Origin of the sequence: Psychrobacter sp. N25K4-3-2 (assembly GCF_015351755.1) — a bacterium.
GTDB classification, from domain to species: Bacteria; Pseudomonadota; Gammaproteobacteria; order Pseudomonadales; family Moraxellaceae; genus Psychrobacter; species Psychrobacter glaciei.
Genome location: NZ_JADKLX010000003.1, coordinates 361,358 through 379,987, shown reverse-complemented (window position 1 = coordinate 379,987; position 18,630 = coordinate 361,358). Strand labels below are relative to the sequence as shown.

The 18,630-nt window shown below is 42.9% G+C and carries 14 protein-coding genes; 7 read left to right on the top strand and 7 right to left on the bottom strand.

Annotated features, from left to right (window positions below; all coding sequences use genetic code 11):
* Positions 1–20 precede the first annotated feature (20 nt).
* A complete protein-coding gene (locus tag IOD06_RS09520) occupies positions 21–1,124 on the bottom strand; it encodes an alkene reductase (protein WP_194620697.1) in 1,104 nt (367 codons plus the stop codon).
* Between the two features lie 551 nt (positions 1,125–1,675).
* On the opposite strand from IOD06_RS09520, the gene IOD06_RS09515 reads away from it, so the two are divergent.
* From IOD06_RS09515 to IOD06_RS09500, 4 genes are read left to right on the top strand one after another with little or no spacing between them, the layout of a single operon-like run.
* Positions 1,676–3,139, top strand: coding sequence for a PAAR domain-containing protein (locus IOD06_RS09515; protein WP_194620696.1), 1,464 nt, complete (start codon positions 1,676–1,678; stop codon positions 3,137–3,139).
* Positions 3,140–3,141: 2 nt separating this feature from the next.
* Entirely contained in the window at positions 3,142–3,672 is a 531-nt protein-coding gene (locus IOD06_RS09510; protein ID WP_194620695.1) for a carboxypeptidase-like regulatory domain-containing protein, read from the top strand.
* Entirely contained in the window at positions 3,659–4,228 is a 570-nt protein-coding gene (locus IOD06_RS09505; RefSeq protein ID WP_194620694.1) for a hypothetical protein, read from the top strand. Before IOD06_RS09510 ends, IOD06_RS09505 begins: the two co-directional genes overlap by 14 nt.
* Before the next feature lie 20 nt (positions 4,229–4,248).
* On the top strand, positions 4,249–5,151 hold the full coding sequence (locus IOD06_RS09500; protein ID WP_194620693.1) for a tetratricopeptide repeat protein: 903 nt from the start codon (positions 4,249–4,251) through the stop codon (positions 5,149–5,151).
* 72 nt (positions 5,152–5,223) lie between these two features.
* Here the strand turns inward: IOD06_RS09500 and IOD06_RS09495 are convergent, their stop codons facing one another.
* The gene (locus IOD06_RS09495) at positions 5,224–6,426 is read right to left on the bottom strand and encodes a serine hydrolase (RefSeq protein ID WP_194620692.1); all 1,203 of its coding nucleotides are present in this window, start codon (positions 6,424–6,426) and stop codon (positions 5,224–5,226) included.
* Positions 6,427–6,664: 238 nt separating this feature from the next.
* Between IOD06_RS09495 and IOD06_RS09490 the strand changes: the two genes are divergently transcribed.
* Positions 6,665–7,627 (top strand): hypothetical protein, encoded by a 963-nt coding sequence (locus IOD06_RS09490; protein ID WP_194620691.1) that lies wholly within the window; start codon positions 6,665–6,667, stop codon positions 7,625–7,627.
* Positions 7,628–7,729: 102 nt separating this feature from the next.
* Here the strand turns inward: IOD06_RS09490 and IOD06_RS09485 are convergent, their stop codons facing one another.
* The gene (locus IOD06_RS09485; protein ID WP_194620690.1) at positions 7,730–9,865 is read right to left on the bottom strand and encodes an NADPH-dependent 2,4-dienoyl-CoA reductase; all 2,136 of its coding nucleotides are present in this window, start codon (positions 9,863–9,865) and stop codon (positions 7,730–7,732) included.
* A 340-nt stretch (positions 9,866–10,205) separates the two neighbouring features.
* On the opposite strand from IOD06_RS09485, the gene IOD06_RS09480 reads away from it, so the two are divergent.
* Entirely contained in the window at positions 10,206–11,870 is a 1,665-nt protein-coding gene (locus IOD06_RS09480) for an AMP-binding protein (RefSeq protein ID WP_194620689.1), read from the top strand.
* 127 nt (positions 11,871–11,997) lie between these two features.
* Here IOD06_RS09480 and IOD06_RS09475 read toward each other — a convergent pair whose 3' ends face one another.
* From IOD06_RS09475 to hemA, 4 genes are all read right to left on the bottom strand, one after another.
* Positions 11,998–12,417 carry a DUF6691 family protein gene (locus tag IOD06_RS09475; RefSeq protein ID WP_194620688.1) on the bottom strand — a complete coding sequence of 140 codons (420 nt, stop codon included), beginning with the start codon at positions 12,415–12,417 and terminating at the stop codon, positions 11,998–12,000.
* A 73-nt stretch (positions 12,418–12,490) separates the two neighbouring features.
* Entirely contained in the window at positions 12,491–12,928 is a 438-nt protein-coding gene (locus tag IOD06_RS09470) for a YeeE/YedE family protein (RefSeq protein WP_194620687.1), read from the bottom strand.
* A 280-nt stretch (positions 12,929–13,208) separates the two neighbouring features.
* Positions 13,209–14,345 (bottom strand): aminotransferase class V-fold PLP-dependent enzyme, encoded by a 1,137-nt coding sequence (locus IOD06_RS09465; RefSeq protein WP_194620686.1) that lies wholly within the window; start codon positions 14,343–14,345, stop codon positions 13,209–13,211.
* A 413-nt stretch (positions 14,346–14,758) separates the two neighbouring features.
* A complete protein-coding gene (gene hemA / locus IOD06_RS09460; protein ID WP_194620685.1) occupies positions 14,759–16,156 on the bottom strand; it encodes a glutamyl-tRNA reductase in 1,398 nt (465 codons plus the stop codon).
* A 714-nt stretch (positions 16,157–16,870) separates the two neighbouring features.
* Here hemA and IOD06_RS09455 point away from each other — a divergent pair.
* Complete coding sequence (locus tag IOD06_RS09455; protein ID WP_320157432.1) at positions 16,871–18,511, top strand: tetratricopeptide repeat protein; 1,641 nt, start codon at positions 16,871–16,873, stop codon at positions 18,509–18,511.
* Positions 18,512–18,630: the final 119 nt, after the last annotated feature.

Below are 18,630 nucleotides of genomic sequence, written 5' to 3'. Positions count from 1 at the left end.
TTACGCTAACTGACAGTCCATTATGCTTGGTTTAGAAATGGATAATCGGTGTAACCTTCAGTACCACCGCCGTAGAAGCTTTCTGGATGCTGCTCGTTTAGCGCAGCGCCTTCGCGGATACGTTCGGCCAGATCAGGATTGGCGATATAGTCACGACCAAAGGCGACCGCATCGATATAACCTGCTTTGATGTTTTTCTCTGCTTTTTCAGCAGTATAACCACCAGCCGCGATAATCGTCTGACTAAAAGCTTGGCGGATGTGCTTACGGAATTCATCGTTATAAGGCGTGCCACCTGCCCAATCAGGCTCTGACAGATGTAAATACATCAAACCACGGTCATTGATCTGCTCAATCATCCAGATGTTTTCATCTTCATTATAGCCAGCTTCGACATTATTAAAAGTACCAAGTGGCGAAATACGAATGCCCACATGGTCGGCATCCCAAGCGTCGACACAAGCATCGATAACGTCAAGCGTCAAGCGAGCACGGTTTTCGCGACTACCACCATACTCATCATCGCGCTGGTTGGTTTGCTCAACCCAAAACTGATGCAACAGATAACCATGAGCCCCATGAATCTCTACACCATCAAAACCTGCTTCTTGCGCATTTTTGGTTGCTTGTGCAAAATCAGCAATGACTTGTTTAATTTCATCAAGTGTGGCTGGACGTGGTGTCGTTGCTTCAACGCGGATGGCTTGATTGTTGCTATCGCGCAATGAGGTACGGATACCAACATGAACATCTGACGCAGAAATTGGTGCTTTGCCATCAGGCTGCACGCTTTCATGAGAAACCAGACCGGTATGCCATATCTGTGCGACGATTTTTCCGTCTTTGGCATGTACATTATCAACGATGGTTTTCCATGCTGTAATTTGATCTTGGGTATGAATACCCGGCGCGCCAGCATAACCTTTCGCTTGAAAAGAAACCTGAGTCGCCTCAGTGATGACAAGCCCAGCGCCACTACGCTGTGAATAGTATTCACTTGCCAATGCTGTCGGAACATCACCTGGCTCGACAGAGCGCAAGCGCGTCAATGGTGCCATGATAATGCGGTTTTTTAGGGTTTGAGTGCCCATATCGAGTGGTTCAAATAAGTTGTCGTGTGCCATGATATGCCTTATATCTAATTGGTTTGTTATTACAAATGATGATCGTTGTTGTAGATGCCCGTTACTATAAATCAATCCGCTCAGCGCTATGAAAAGTTTATGAGTTATTAAGTTCATAAAATGTATCCATGCTTGCGATTGAATCATGCAATCGATACACAAAGTATCTTGTGAGCAGTTCGACTACATTATGGGGAATAGGACTTTATATTCAATGATAATTTATCAATCCTGTTGTTTGATAAAGCTAATCTTAACTATCAACGTCTTACTCCACAGACTTCCGAGCCCACCTTATTAAAAATATCAGGGAATACTTGATTGGTGAGTTGGAAGGTTATATTTTTGCTAGATATTGAGAACAATTGAAATGGTTGAATCTTTAGTACGGTCAATCGCTTTTACGCTAAGCAGTGCCTAAATTTGCATATAGACGACATGCTTTGACGAACTTAAGTTTGATTTTTAACGCTTTAGGCCTTTATAATGTCAGGCAAATAACAGATTCGCGATAAGCGTCTAAACGTTGGGCATTTAAGCAAGGTAGCACTATGGCAGCCTATATCACAGTCGGCGCAAAAACCTCACACGGTGGGACGGTCATCTCCGGCTCATCGCACACCACTCATAACGGCATCCCTATCTCGCGCAAAGGCGATAAAGTTGTTTGTAAAAAATGCAAAAAGGTCACGACTATTCTTACGGGTGACCCGTCGTTTATTGTGGATGGTGCACCCATTGCACGTGGCGGTGATGTCACTAGCTGCGGCGCTAAGCTAATTGCTAGTCAGCAGTCATTTTCGGAGTCAGACTTTGAGGTGTTTGGGGTTGAGCAGGCGGCGGCGCTGGTGTTTGCGAAGTCGGATGTAGAAAATAGCTTAGCTCCTAAAACTGATGAAGTATTTATGATCAAAATGGGACGAGTTGAAATGTTACATAGCAACGAATTCGCCCCTCTTAAGTCATCAAGTTATGACTCTAAAGCAGTCAATGACAAGATTAAACTAACAGTAAACATAGCTAAAGGTAGCTACACTAAGTTAGTCATCTTGATGGCTAATATGGAAGTTGCAAGGAAAACTGGCAATTTCAAGACAGGGGACTCTGTCGAAATAGAATGGGATGGATTTATTAATAATAAATATGATAGTACTTGGTTTACAAAGGATAAAGTGGAGTTTACGGTTGTAGGTACGAATAGCAAGGGTGGTCAGGACACACACAGTAGTCAGCATAGATTTGAATATAAGCAATGTGATTGGCTAGATATAAAAATTAATAAAAGCACCAAAAGGATAGATGTAAACCTACGTGTCGCTATTTCAAAAATTAGTAAGGTACATGTTGAGAAAAGAAGGCTGGTACCTTTAGTACCTCCAGCTGAGATTAAAAAAAATAATAATAAACCTATAATTGAAAAAATAGATATAACGGATAACGAGATTAAAGCATTAGTAACACAAAGCGTAAGTCGGTACTGGAGTCGCAACAGTAGTAACTTAACAGTCACGCCAAGCTACCCATTAGGTATTATCATAAATAATGATAAATACGAAGTATTTACAACTTGTGAAATAAGCGAAAATAATAGTCTAAATAAAGTTAATATTAAGTTTAATACCAATACAAATAGTGCGCGTTCTAGAAACTGGGAACTATCTCGAATCGTATATTACAATGTAGGATATATCAAATTTTCTGATGGGTGGGGTTATGTCAATAAATCTCGAGCATATAGAATGTTCAAAAAGACATTTTCTCATGAATTAGGTCATGACATATTATTAGCTTACGGTAATCATAATTACTCGAAAGGACACAAAGGCTCTTCTACGATTTTCACACAACAGGTTAATGGAAAATATCAACATACAGGTAGTGAATACGATCTAATGAAATACGCTAAAAAGAGCCCATCAGATCTATATGACAAAGCTGTAGCTAGTGAAGAAGATGTGCGTAGTTTTTTATGGTTATCTACGATTAAGGTAGTTCCATTAGTGAGTAGAGGTTAAGTATGAAAATAAAATTATTAGCTGGACTATGCCTATTATCGGCTTCACTAATTTCTTGTCAGGCAGCACCTACTACTCAATATTTGACGCCTATTGTTACTGGTCAGGTACTAGATAAATACACTAATCAACCTATTCCTAAAGCTAATATTTTGTATACCGGTAATACTTACACTCAAACTGATGAAGACGGTTATTTTAGACTCCCTTCTATTACAACTAATGATGAATATACCTCTGACAGCGCCGAGTTAAGTGAGATGGATATTTCGATCAACAAAGAAAGTTATAAGGGCAAAACTTACTCAAGCTTTGGTATTCAAAGAATAAAAATAGCAAAAGTTACTGAAGTGCCTGAGTATATACATATAGGTAAAGTATATCTAGAACCACTACCTAACAATGTCAAAGTAGAAAATAGCTATAAATATGAAGAGTACATAGAAGATATGTCTTATTGCCAATCTAATGAGTCGCAAAAAGAGGTAAACTGCATTCCACTACCAGATGGGGTGGACCATGAAGTCGTCTAATAAAGTTAGATTATTCAGTATCTTTTGGCTGACTGCTTTAACAGCCTCATCTTGCACTGCGCAGGAGCCTGAGGTATTTTTTGTCACACCTTCTATAAAAGGACAGCTCATTGACAGGCAAACTGACCAGCCACTTAGCAATATCACCGTCTACTTAACAGATGACATTCAAGGCACTTCTGATGACACAGGCCGTTTTGAACTACACTCAATGCAAAAGATAGATTCGGATAATATGGGCACAGGTTATTTTAAAGCTATAGCTGAAGAAGCCAGTATCATGATAGATACCCAAGGTTATCAAAGACGTCTGTTTGCAACTGATGGTATGGCAAAATCTGCAGATAATAACTTAAAAACTCCCGTGATTATTGATATGGGTAATATTTATCTAAAACCATTGCCTGATGGCCTGCATCGCTACGGAACAGTATTTGAATATATAGCAACCATGCCTTACTGCCAACCGAATCAGTCTCAAAAAAAGGTCGATTGCATACCCGTACCACAGGGTAAAACTTATGAGCAAGTGAGTCCAAATCAGCCTGTTCAATAGCATTTCCTACCGGAGTTTCAATGTATCAAAGAAGAGTCACACCATTAACCCAGTCTATATTGCTAGCTACAATACTATCCAGTAGTTTGTTAGCTTCTGCTTGTTCAGCGGAGTCTTCAAGCACACCTATATTATCTAATCAAAGCACCCCTACTGAAATATATAAACTCGGGCTAGCCTACTACGAAGGTGACTCAGTCCCTGAAGATGATGACAAAGCTTTTGAATTATTTCAAAAATCTGCCGATCAAGACTATGCCCCTGCTAAATACTATTTAGGTATTATGTATGATAAAGGTATTGCGGTTGAGCAAGATTATCTAAAAACATTTGAGTTGTTTCAACAAGCCGCCAACCAAGGATATGCTGATGCTCAAGTCGATCTTGGCGTTATGTATCATGAAGGGACTGTTGTCGAGCAAGATGATTTAAAGGCAATTGAATGGTTTATACAAGCTGCCGACCAAGGATCCGCCAATGCTCAAACCTATCTCGGTGTTATGTATCATCAAGGTAGTGGCGTTAAGCAAGATTACCAAAAAGCAATGGAGTGGTATTTATTAGCAGCTGATCAAGAGTTGGATTTAGCCCAACTCAATATTGGTAGTCTTTATGAGAACGGTTACGGTGTAACGCAAGATTATGATAAAGCTTTTGAATGGTATACCAAAGCGGCTGACCAAGGGTTAAATGTGGCACAACTTAATATAGGTGGTCTCTATGAGAACGGTTATGGCGTCCCTCAAGACTACGATGAAGCTTTTGAATGGTACAAAAAATCGGCCGACCAAGGCAATCAAGAAGCCAGTAATCGAATCGGTAGATTGGTCATGAATGGTAAAATTGACGATACTGGCATCACTATCTATAGCACCCAAAAAACTGGTCTCACATTAGGTGACATTGAAGATATGAGCCAATGATAATGATGGCTGTATGAGCCAGTAGCTTTTAACTCATACAGCCACTAGTTTATGAAATGTATAACAATCCCATCACTCCACCAAACCATCCAAAATCATTTTCACCTCCGTCACATATTGACCCAAATCTGGCTCTAAATTAAATCCTTCTACTGGTGTGGGCAAACCTTTCTGCTTGCCCAATCTGACGATGATTGCGTTCTCTTCAGGCAACACTAATACTCTCTGACCTAAATGACCAAGCATTGCATAAAACGGAATCGGACTGTCCATATCCGTCCACACTGAATGTCCATAAACTTGCGCCTGCCCTTCTGCAAATGCACCCGCGTTTGGCGTAATCATAAAATCAACATGCGCTTTGCTAAGCAGTTGCTCACCTTGCCACTCGCCACCATTTAATAATAACTGCCCAAATTTAGCAAAATCCAGCGCACTGGCGTTTAGACAGCAATATACTTTTTCAATGCTCTCTGAGCCGTCAAGCGACCAGTAAGCGTCACCTTGCATACCAAGTGGCTGCCAAAACTTCTCTTCCAAATAGCTAGAAAGTGTGTACCCATGAGGCTCTAACGCACGCGATAGAGCAATACCTAGCATTTGCGTGTCACCCGATGAGTATTCAAACTGACCGCCACACGCCTCTACGAAATCTCGATTGACCATTTGCTTGACTAAGTCATGACCATAGTAGGATTCTGCGGTGGGGTTAATTGGAAAGTAGTAATCCTCCGTCCAATCATAGCCTGAGGTCATCGCTGATAAATCTGCGAGGGTACAGTTTTGCGCATATTGATTGTCCGCATATTCAGGCAACCACTTGGTAATCGGCTCATCAATGCTGCCGATGTAACCGTCTTCCACCGCTTTGAGATAGAGCATAGTCGTGACGGTTTTTGCCATCGAAAAGCTGTTGGTGTGCGAATCGCTGCCATAACCTTGCCAGTAGTTTTCGTACAGTAGCTTGCCGTCTTTGATAATAGCAAAGGCCACCGTTTGGTCTGTATCTAAAGCATTCTGCAACGTTGGGGTGAGTTTGACTTTCTCGAAGTTGGAATCTTTTTCCCATTCGATAGCATCTTTTGCGCGGATAGTCCGATTGTCAAAATCGATATAATCATCGATATTGGCAGTGGCTTCACCTTTAAGGTAAGTGAGCTGTAAGCCGCGAAAGATATAGGCGTTGCCAGTAACCACCAAACCTAAGCTGATAATAATTAGTAGCGCTACAATAGGCACAACGATCCATTTAAACAGTGTTTTTAACACGGCCATTATAAAATCCTTTTTTATGGCGTGATTGATAGGTACGACTATCGTTGATAGGGTTTAATTTAGCATTTATAGGGAGTTTTGGGAGGGGTTTTTTAGGTCTAAATAGAACTAGTAAGGTTAAAATTTTACGTTCTTTCATGTATTAATAAACAAAATTCGATAAAATAACATTTAAAATTGTTAGAATGTAGATCTAATTAATGTGATTTTTTCTGAAAATATTTAAAGGCGATAAGTAATGTTGAATGAAGAATCTGTGATAAATAGTGAGTTGAGAATAAAGCTACCAAATAGAGCTAAGTTTATCGTTGTAGCATGGCTTTTTGTTTGTATAATTATCTTCTTATTTTGGCTAAATTTCTTTTATGATAATAAAGTCAACTCAGTGTCACTTGGTGATATTGGTGCGTTTCTGTCAGGAGTATTCTCTGTTTTAGCCTTCTATGGATTTATAGAAGCTTACTTGGTTCAAAGTCAAGAACTCAGGTTACAACGATTTGAACTTAAAGAGTCTATAAAGGCTCAAAAAGGTTCTGAACAAGCTCTTAAAGAGCAATCAGAGGCTCTAAAATCTCAACTTAAAATTAATGAAGAGCAGTTTAATCTTTATTTATTAGAAGCCAAAGCCAAAATACCAGTTTTCACTCTTTCCAAAATACTTGTTTTTAAAGTCGAGTTCTTGCACGAAGAAAACTGTATTTCAAATGAAATTGACTTGTTAGAAGAACCTATAAGCTCACTACCTTTCGAAAAAGATACGTATATATTAAAAGAGATAATTATTTTAGTAGAAGTAAACAATATTGGAGGAGGCGGTAAACTTATAGATATAAAAAGCCTTACAGAAATTAACAACATGTATTACGCACAATTCACTGGCTTTGATTCTATGACTAGCTCAAATACTGAAACATATGACAATTATTTAGTAGAATTTAAGTTCAAAATTGACTCAATGGATTTAGATATTTTTTTAAACGCTGAAACATTCAAAGCATTTGTTATTGATTTAATTGAGAGAATAAAATTTGAAAGCAACTTTCGAAGTCATGAAAGATCTTATAAACAAAGTTATAAAATTTGCAGAACCAGTTCATTTGATCAACTTCTACAACACCAGAACTCTTCAATTCGCAATTTTGAACAAGTCGGAATGCAAAAATTATTAGCATTTGGTTATGACATAGAATTTTTTGAATAGAGTATAATTGTGGCAGTCATCTTAAGAAAAAGCAAAAAAAAAACGGCAGGAAATTTCTCTCCTACCGTCTGATAATCTTACACTGCGATTTTAAATCAAACCTTAAATCGCTGCCGCAACCTCAGCACCATCACGAATCGCGCGTTTAGCATCCAGCTCAGCGGCAAGCTTTGCACCACCGATAAGATGGTATTGCGCGTCCGGTGCATCACCGACATTTGGCATTAACTCAACGACAGACTCTTGACCGGCACAGACCACGACGCTATCGACACGGAGCAACTGAGTTTGACCTTGGTTATTGGTAATCCAAACACCTTCATTGGTGATTTTGTCATACTGCGCCCCCGATACTTGAATGACACCATGCGATTTGATATGAGCACGATGTACCCAGCCCGAGGTTTTATTCAGACCACTACCCAAGCGACCTTTGGTACGCTGCATCAGATAGACTTGGCGAATAGGCTTGATGGCTTCAGGCTTAATCAGACCACCCTCAGTTTGGTAATCGGTATCAGAAGTTACGCCCCACTCTTCACGCCACTCGCTAACTGACTGTGCTTTTGGACGATAGCTTGGGTCTTTTAACAGCTCAGGGCCTAGCTCATCAAGCGGCTGACCATGCTTGGCGGTCAAATACTCACTAACATCGAAACCAATACCGCCAGCACCGATGACGGCGACGGTATCACCAACTGATTTTTCACCAGAGAGCAATTCAGCATAGCTCATCACTTGTGGCAAATCCGCACCTTCGAGCTTACCTGCGAGGCTTCTAGGCACCACACCAGTAGCGACGATGACATGGTGGAATTTGGCTTTCTCTAGCATGGCTTTATCGACTTTGGTATTGAGTTTAATCTCAACGCCTAAGTGCTCAAGCTCATTGATATAGTAGCGAATGGTCTCAAAGAATTCTTCTTTACCCGGGATGACTTTGGCGTAGTTAAACTGCCCGCCCAAGATATCTTTTGCTTCAAATAGCGTGACCTTATGACCACGTAGCGCGGCGACGTGAGCGGCTGACATGCCAGCGACACCGCCACCAATGACTGCGACCTTTCTAGGTTTTTTGGTTTTCTTATAAACCAATTCAGTCTCGTAGCAGGCTTGAGGATTGACCAGACAAGTTGAGCGTTTATTGGCAAAAGTATGATCGAGGCAAGCTTGGTTACAGGCGATACAGGTATTGATGCGATCGGCTTGACCATTTTTGGATTTATTAACCCAATGGGCATCGGCTAAGAATGGACGCGCCATTTGAATCATATCCGCCTGACCACTAGCGACAATCTCTTCAGCGGTTTCTGGCATATTGATACGGTTAGCCGCCATCATTGGGATGTTGATGTGTTTTTTAATTTCAGCGGTAAAATCAACAAACGCCGCACGCGGTACACTAGTGACAATCGTCGGAATGCGAGCTTCATGCCAGCCGATGCCCGTATTCATGATAGTCACACCCGCCTCTTCTAACGCTTTGGCAACAGTGATGACTTCGTCCATGACGTTACCGTCTTTGACCAAGTCAATCACTGATAAGCGGAATAAAATAATAAAATCTTCACCGGCAGCTTCTCGCACCGCTTTAACCACGTCAACTGCAAACTTCATACGATTTTGAATGTCACCGCCATACTCGTCCGTCCGTTTATTGACATGGCGCGATAAAAACTGATTCAGCAAATACCCTTCTGAGCCCATAATTTCGACACCATCATAACCCGCCTGCTTAGCAAGCTTTGCGCAACGGGCATAATCTTTTACCGTTTGCTCGATATTTTTGATGCTCATCTTACGCGGTTTAAATGGCGAGATTGGCGATTTTATCGGACTTGATGACACCACAAACGGTTGATAACCGTAGCGTCCACTGTGCAAAATTTGCATGATGATTTTGCTGTCATACTTATGTGCTGCACGAGTGACACGCTGATGATTAATCACATCAGCTTTGGTGTTCATCGTGCCACCAACAGGCGACAACCAGCCTTCACGATTCGGCGCAATACCACCGGTGATCATCATCGCCACGCCGCCTTTGGCACGCTCTGCGAAATATGCTGCCAGTTTACCGTAATTATAAAAACGGTCTTCGAGACCTGTATGCATCGACCCCATCACTAAGCGATTTTTTAGCGTGGTAAAGCCCAAGTCTAACGGCTCAAATAAATGTGGATAGTGTTCATTGGTGCTAGCGGTCTCAATAGAATTGGCAGTGCGGCTGGCGGTCATATCATTTTCCTTATGAATGGTTTGTTGATCTAAACACAGTTTACAGTTTTACATGACTGGTATCGTAACACACCGCTATTATTATCAGCTACGCAGACGAGCGACTGATGAGTGAGCACTATATCGACAACCCTCTTTAATCGTGCAATTTTATGGTATTTGGTTAAGTAAAAACCACAAAATCAGCCTAACTTTGCCACGCCTTTGGCTATAATAAAGGCTGCTTATTAATAGCCACTACCAGTTCCACATTTGAATGTTCAACAGACCCTAATTATCAATAGAAAAACCCTGAGCTATAAAAACAGCCAAACTCAAAGTACGATAAAGGACTATCTCCATGACTGACTTTCACACAGGTCTCGGCAAAACCCCTGCCAATTATCAACCGCTGACTCCCATCGATTTTATCATTCGCAGTGCACAAGTTTATCCTGACAAAACTGCAATTATCTACGATGACCTAGAGCACAATGACCTCTCGCAGACTTGGCAACAGACCTATGATCGTTGCAGGCAGTTGTCGGATGGCTTGCGTAAACTGGGTATTGATAAAAATGACACCGTCGCGGTCATGATGCCCAACACCCCAGCGATGGTCGAATGTGCCTTTGGCGTCCCCATGTCAGGCGGCGTACTTTGTACCTTAAACACCCGTCTCGATATCAATGCGCTGACCTTTTGCTTGCAACACTCAGAAGCCAAAGTGTTGATTTTAGACAGTGAGTTTGCTGATTATGCTGAGATTATCAATGAGACTTTTCCCAACCTAATCGTCATTCATGCGACAGACAACGCTATCGATGTCGAGCGCTTTGGAAAAATGAGCTATGAAGCATTGATTGCCAGCTCAGACAGCTTAGATAACTGGGAAAAGCCAGCAGATGAATGGGATGCGATTGCCTTAAACTATACGTCTGGTACCACGGGCAAGCCCAAAGGCGTGGTCTATCATCATCGCGGTGCCACCCTCAATGCGGTCTCTAATATTTTAGATTGGGACATGCCCAAGCACCCAATGTATCTGTGGACACTGCCATTATTTCATTGCAATGGCTGGTGCTTTCCGTGGACGATCGCTGAGCGCGCTGGGGTCAATGTCTGCTTGCGGAACATTGATGCTGATTTGATATTGCAGCTAATTGCCAAGCATCAAGTCAGTCATTATTGTTCAGCGCCTGTGGTGCACAATATGATTGCGGGCGGCAAACCTGAGTATAAAAAAGCCATCAATCATACGGTCAAAGGCTGGGTCGCTGGTGCGCCGCCATCTGAGACCATGCTCGCAGCCATGGAAGCGATGGGCTTTCACATCTCTCACGTTTATGGTCTCACTGAAGTCTATGGACCTGTCACCGTCTGCGCAGAACAAGAAGAATGGGATACGCTTGATGTCGCTGGCCGCGCGCAGAAAAAATCACGTCAAGGGGTGACGTCACATTTGATGACAGGATTTGACGTGTTCAAACAAGGCACGACTGAACCCGTTGCCGCTGATGGTGAGGAAATGGGCGAGCTGGCACTGCGCGGTAACATGGTCATGAAAGGCTATCTAAAAAGCCGTAAAGCGACCGAAGAAGCCTTTGCTGATGGCTGGTTCCGTACGGGTGATTTGGGCGTCAAATATCCTGATGGCTATATCAAAATCATGGATCGACTCAAAGACATCATCATCTCAGGCGGTGAGAACATCTCTAGTATCGAAGTCGAAAACGTCTTATATAAAATGCCTGAAATCCAAAGCTGTGCTGTCGTCGCCGCGCCGCATGATAAGTGGGGTGAAGTCCCCGTCGCCTTTATCGAAATTCATGAAGGTAGCACCTTGCAGCGCGATACCGTCATGGAACATTGCAAGCAGCATTTAGCCGGCTTTAAAGTACCCAAGTATATTGTGTTTGCCGAAATTCCAAAGACCAGTACGGGTAAAGTACAGAAATTTGAGCTGCGCCAAGCCGCCAAATCATTGGCACATGAAACGCCTAAAGTCACGGCAAGCGCCAAGTAAGCTTTTATCATTAAGCTTGAATAATATGGAAGTATCGTCAATATTAATGAAACATCATTGATAAAAAAGGGTCAGCCTAATTGAATTAGGCTGACCCTTTTATTGAGCTAAAAAAACCAAGCCCATGTTAATTAAGTTTAGGTTCAAGCCATTGATAGACCAGCATACCGACTATCATCGCTGGGATAAAAACATACGCCTGCCATTGTCCTGTCCCAAGCAGCACGATACCCGGTCCTGGGCAAATACCGACCAAACCCCAACCGATACCAAACAGCATTGCGCCGATAAGCAGTTTTTTATTGATGACGGTTTTATTTGGCATTTCAATCAATGTGCCAATCCAGCTGGTCTGTTGGCGCTTAGCCAGCTGCACACCGACTATCGCTACTGCAAGACCACCGCCCATCACCAGTGCGAGTGAAATATCCCACGCACCAAAGACGTCCAAAAAACCCTGCACTTTAACAGGCTCGGTCATACCAGATATCAATAACCCAAAGCCAAATAATAATCCAGCCAGTAATCCAATTATATTTTTTAGCATGGTTGTGTCTCGCTATTCTCTTCTATTTATAGTATCAAGCACTGCCTTCGCAATGTGCTGTCTATGCCGCTGTTTAAATCAAGCCCAAGCCATGCCGACCAATATAGACGGTCACAATACCAAACAACATAAAGGTCAGCGTCGCTGCCATAGAGCGTGGTGACAAACGCGCATTACCGCAGATACCATGACCACTCGTGCAGCCAGAACCCAAGCGCGTGCCGAAACCAACCAGTAATCCCGCCCCAATTAATAATGGCAAAGAAGTACTCATCTCTATATCAGGTAACGGTTTTCCCAGACCATATAGTATTGGCGAGACAACCATGCCAACTATGAACAATACCTGCCACATCTCTACCTGCTTGGGTTTCAGCAGATTTGAGAAAATACCACTGACACCAGCGATACGCCCAATACCTAATAGCAGAATAACTGTCGCTACACCCAGTATCAGACCACCCACTAGGGAGATAGGCGTAAATGCTTGCCAGTCTATTTGTATATTCATAATATTTACCTAACTTGCTTGTTTTCTCAGTTGCTTAATTGCTTAGTTGCTTAATTCATTGATAAGTAACTAACTCATATGACAGCTTTCGATTTATTAAAAAACATTATATTATAAAATATAATAAAAAGGTAAAAAAATACTGAACCTATTGTTATAAAGGCTCAGTATTTTTAAGTTAAACAGACTTCATTTTGAGTAGCAAGGAAAGCGAGCATCAGTGCTACTTCAAATAGATAAAGCAAATTTGGCACAGCCAATCATGCTTCTGCGACAGCTGCTATTTCGCCAATACTTTATCAAGCGCGGTTTCAAAACGCGTTACCGCGCCATCAATATCCGTCAATTTATCTAGACCAAACAAACCCAAACGGAAGGTTTTAAAGTTTTCTGGTTCGCCAACTTTTAATGGTACACCAGCGGCGATTTGCAAGCCCGCTTCAGCAAAAGCGCTACCTTTATGCATGTCATCACGCTCAGTATAAGCCACGACCACACCTGGCGCTTTAAAGCCTTCAGCGGCAACACTTTCGACGCCTTTGTCTTCCATTACCTTACGGACACGGTTGCCAAGCTCCCACTGTGCGTCAGACAGTTTAGCAAAGCCCACTTCTTTGGCCTCGTTGATAGTATCGCGGAACTGACGCAAGCCATCGGTTGGCATGGTCGCATGATAAGCATGACCACCATTTTCGTAGGCGCGCATGATGTTCAACCATTGCTTAAGATCGAGGCTAAAGCTATCAGATTCTGTATTATCGACTTTTTTGACGGCTGCATCACTTAGCATCACCAAACCAGCACAAGGTGTACTGCTCCAGCCTTTTTGTGGCGCGCTGATAAGCACGTCAATGCCCAGCTCTTTCATATCCAACCAAACACAACCTGAGGCTATGCAATCGATGACCAATAAGCCACCTACGCTATGGACGGCTTCGCCCAATGCTTTAATATAGTCATCTGGTAAAATAATACCGGCTGAAGTTTCGACGTGCGGGGCAAAGACAATGGCTGGTTTTTGTTCTTTGATTTTTGCTACAGCGACATCGATATCGACTGGTGCAAACGGCTTTGGCGCATCAGTATTTTCTGTACGATCAGCGGTCAATACCGTCGATGACTTAGCAATATTGCCTTTTTCTAGGATTTGCGTCCAGCGGTAGCTAAACCAACCGTTTCGGATAATCAGACAATCTTCATCCTTTGCCAATTGACGGGCAACAGCTTCCATCCCATAAGTACCAGAACCCGGTACAATAGCAACGGCATCGGCGTTATAGACTGACTTTAGCTCGCTAGATAAGTCGTTCATTACTTGTTGAAAGACTTTAGACATATGGTTGAGAGCGCGGTCAGTGTAAACCACTGAATATTCTAATAGGCCATTTGGATCAATATCTTGACGTAATGCATTCATGGAACGCTCCTAGTTTATGGTTAGATAATTTGATGGCGCTTAAGTCTCAGTATAGCCATATCCAAATATGGATACAGCCTAGGTACTAATATCGGATAAGAAACTAGTAAACGACGTAAGGCTGACAATATTGTACTTTAGCCTAGAGCGTGTCCTCAATCTGAACGGAAACGACTAAATAGGCTAAAAATGAATATTGATAAAGCCTATCAACGCTAAGCCAATATATTCATAGCCACACGCTTAGCGAACACCAGTACGGTATCTTAATCCAAACCATTTATTTAATGAGAGCTTGATATTAGCACCGATACCGAGGGTTGACAACGATACGCCTAGGCAATGATATGACTTGCACTGTTGACTGTTTATTGGTAAATGCGGCTTATTGGTAAATGCTGTGCTAATCAGCATCAATGTCCACGATTGGCATCTTTTAGTCCTGAGACGACAAAGTCTAACAATTCACTGTCCCCTTCGCGTGCCGCTTTACGCATCAGCTTGGATGGCGCATGGGTCAAGGTTTGGGTTAAACGTCTCGACAGCTCGGCTATGATATCTTCAGGGCTCGCATCCTCAGCGTTAAGCTTAGCAATAGACTCATTAAGCAGCTTATCTACTTGGTCATGAGTACGCTCACGATACTGCTGAATGTCTTTGCCGACTTGGCGCACTTGAAAGCGTCGATCCATTTCGACGACCAATTGGCTAACGAGTAGCTCAGCGTCTACTGCTGCTTGACGACGCTGTTCAATATTACCCGCTATCACATGTTGCAAGTCGTCGACAGAATATAAATACACGTCATCTATGCGGCTCACGGTCGAATCGATATCACGTGGCACCGCCAAATCCATCATCAGCATTGGCTGATAACGACGACGTTTCAACGCCTGCAATGTCATGGTCTTATCAATCAATAAATCCATACTACCGCTACAGCTACTGACAATATCGGCTTCTGCCAGCACTTGCGGCAACGCTTGCAAAGTTCTGACTTCCACCTGCCGTCCAGGTTTGCGCAGCTCGGCCGCTAGAGCCTCAGCACGCTCAGGGTTGCGGTTACAAATAATCACCCGCCCTACCCCAAGCCCCGCAATATGAGTGGCAACCAAACGATTCATCTCGCCAGCGGCAACCACCAACAAGGTACGATTGGGCAAGTCATCAAAAATTTGCGTGACCAATTTAGCCGCAGCAAAGCTGAGCGATACGGCTTGAGCGCCAACCTTGGTTTCATTACGTACCCGTTTGGCAGCAGCGAATACCTGATCGACGATCCAACCTAGCTGATTGCTTAATACTTTTTGTTCTTGCGCCATATGTACGGAGCGCTTGATTTGACCCAGTATTTGCGGCTCACCCAATATCATAGAGTCCAGCCCAGCAGCAACCCTCAACCAATGAGTCAAGGCGTGAGTATCACGGTGCACATATAGATATGGGTCAATCTCGGTGAGCGACAGTTGCTTAAAATCAGCCAGCCAAGTTTTAATCTTCATGATATGGGCGCTGATGGCCGCTGATGAGATATTGGTGCTGAGCGCAGCATTGCTAGTATTGCTGCTAAAAGATGGCGAGGTAACGTCATTGACCGTGGGCGACGTTACTGCTTGCTGAGACTGAGACAAAGTCTGCGGAACGAGGGCATAAATCTCAGTACGGTTGCACGTAGAGACAATCACACTACCATCGGTAAAGGCCTCTAACTGCTCAAGGGCGATAGCCACATCCTCACCCACAAGCGCCAAGCGCTCTCGTAGAGCGACTGGTGCGGTTTTGTGATTGACCCCAATGACCACTAATCTCATTATTGATAGACCATAAATATAACGCTCACTTGCCAGCCAAGCGTGCTCGCCGTTTGCCAAAGGCAGTTTTTATAAAAAAGCAGTTTTTATAAATTAGAAAAGCAGTGTTTAGCAAACAGCGCTTAAAGGAAAACCTAAAACCGCTTATTATATCATTATTGCTGGCTTTATTTAACACTCGACCACCTATGGTGACTATTTGCTTGTATCTGGGCGCATGAGTAACAAATCAACTACCTGATAGATTTTTTGGACGAATAATTGAGTAACACGGGCGCTATTGTTTATCACCTCAATCTCCTTTTATAATGTCGATCATGGGTACTGGCTACCGATGTCTATTTTAAAATCATCAGGATAAAATTGCCTTATTAATGGGTAAACAATAGGTGTACACTGCTATTTATGATTTTTTTTGAGTCATCATTTCGATCACAACTTGTGCATAACGATCAATCTAGCCTTCGCGCTTTATTACACGTCATTATTGAACGTCTATGCCAACGTTATAAGCTAACACTATCGTTGGCCATTTGTTTGTGCCTAGCCTCACCCGCTCAGGCCAATCTGCTCGACCCATCAGACATTCATAATGCCACTAATAATCAATCCTCATTAAGCCAGCCTTCAGTCGCAATGATAAATACAGATGCGACTAATCGTAATGCATTTTCCAATGAACCAACACAGAACGAGTCAACAACAAGAACAAGTGTGGCAAATGTAAATAGCTTACCACCGACGATTGCCGCACAACCAACGCTGACCGAGCCAAGCTTGTATGCGCTTTTGGATGCAGAATTTTCCGCTGATCGCAATGACACACGCCGTGCGGTGATGATTTATAAGCAGCAATCTTTTAAAGAAGATGCGACGGCAGTGTTTGAGAGAGCGCTTAGCTTATCTTTGCGCAATGAGAGTGTTGAAGATTCATTACAATTTGCCAAAACGTGGCAAGATCAAAATCCCGATCATGTCCCCGCATGGTTTTATGTGGCACATTTGGCCTTGCGCGCGCACGACTATCTGTTGGCGGGTGAAACCTTAAATCGCATCTTGCGTTATGACCCTCGGGCAGACTTAAGCGAAATCCTTATCGGTATTTACCCCAACACCGATAATGACAAACGAGAATTACTTGCTGCCCTACAGCCCCTTGATAGTGAACAAAATGCCTCGCTGTCGGTATTGAAAGCAGGCTTGCTATACCAATTTAACGAACCTGAAATTGCCATCGTCCATATCAATCGTGCGCTAGAGCGTCAGCCTGACTATGTGCCTTTTATCACCTTAAAAGCAGATATATTGCGCAAAATAGAAAAGCCTGAAATGGTGATTAATTATGTTAGCCAATCACGTCTGCGTAATCCTGATAGCAAAAGCTTGTACCTATATGAGATTCGTTACTTACTGGATTTGAAACAAAGCGAGCAAGCGTGGCAGCTATTACTAGAGGCGCACAATCGCTTTGCTGATGATGCTGAGATTACCTTATTGGCAGCACTGGTCAGCTTGGACATCGAAGAGTATCCTAGTGCCGATCGCCTACTCAATATGCTGGCAAAAAGTCCTGCTTACCTTGACCAAGCCTATTATTACCTCGGTATCAGTGCCGAGCGCCAGCAACGCTTTGATCAAGCGAAATACTATCTCAATGGTGTCATGCAAGAAGACTTGGTGCTAGAAGCACGCAAAAAAGTCGTCGCTTTTGAATTGATTAATGATGACGTGGATGCAGCCATCGCTACCTTAGAAAAACTACGCAAAGAATTTAACGTCTTTGCGCCTGACACTTATGTACTACAAGCCGATATTTTATGGCAACAGAATGAGCCAGAGGAAGCGCTGCGGTTGTTGACGCGGGCAGCGCGTAAGTATCCTAATAGTGAGATGTTACTGTTTGCCCGTGCTCAGCTGTTAGATGATAAAGCCGACTACGTGGTCAAACGCACCTTGCTCAATCACTTGCAAGCGCTCGATCCTAACAATCTCTCTTATCAGCTTAGTTACGCCCAATTATTGCTCTCCAACGAGCGCAGCTCTGAGCAAGGGTTGGCGCTAGCGACAGCGATTATCCAAATTCGCTATGATGACCCACGTTATGATAACGAGCTACATCTGCAAGCATTGAATATCTTGGCAGGCAATGCCTTGGCCAACGAAGACTACCGCCAAGTGATCAATTACCTGCAAACTCCTTACGATGTCTTACCCACTCTACGTTCAGGGACGCTATTGCTGCGTGCTTATCAAGGTCTAGGGGATAATGACAAAGTCGACGCCTTGCTCGCCGATCTACAGCAGCGCTTTTCATTTGGGCAACACAATGTTAATGACCGCATACAACTGTATTAATGACAGTTGGCGTCATTTTTAAGCAATATTTTGTATAACGAATAAGCCATAGCCATTGCACAAGCTATCAAAACCCAAGTTATCAAAGCTACAAGGCTCTTATAAGAAGCTAACAGCGA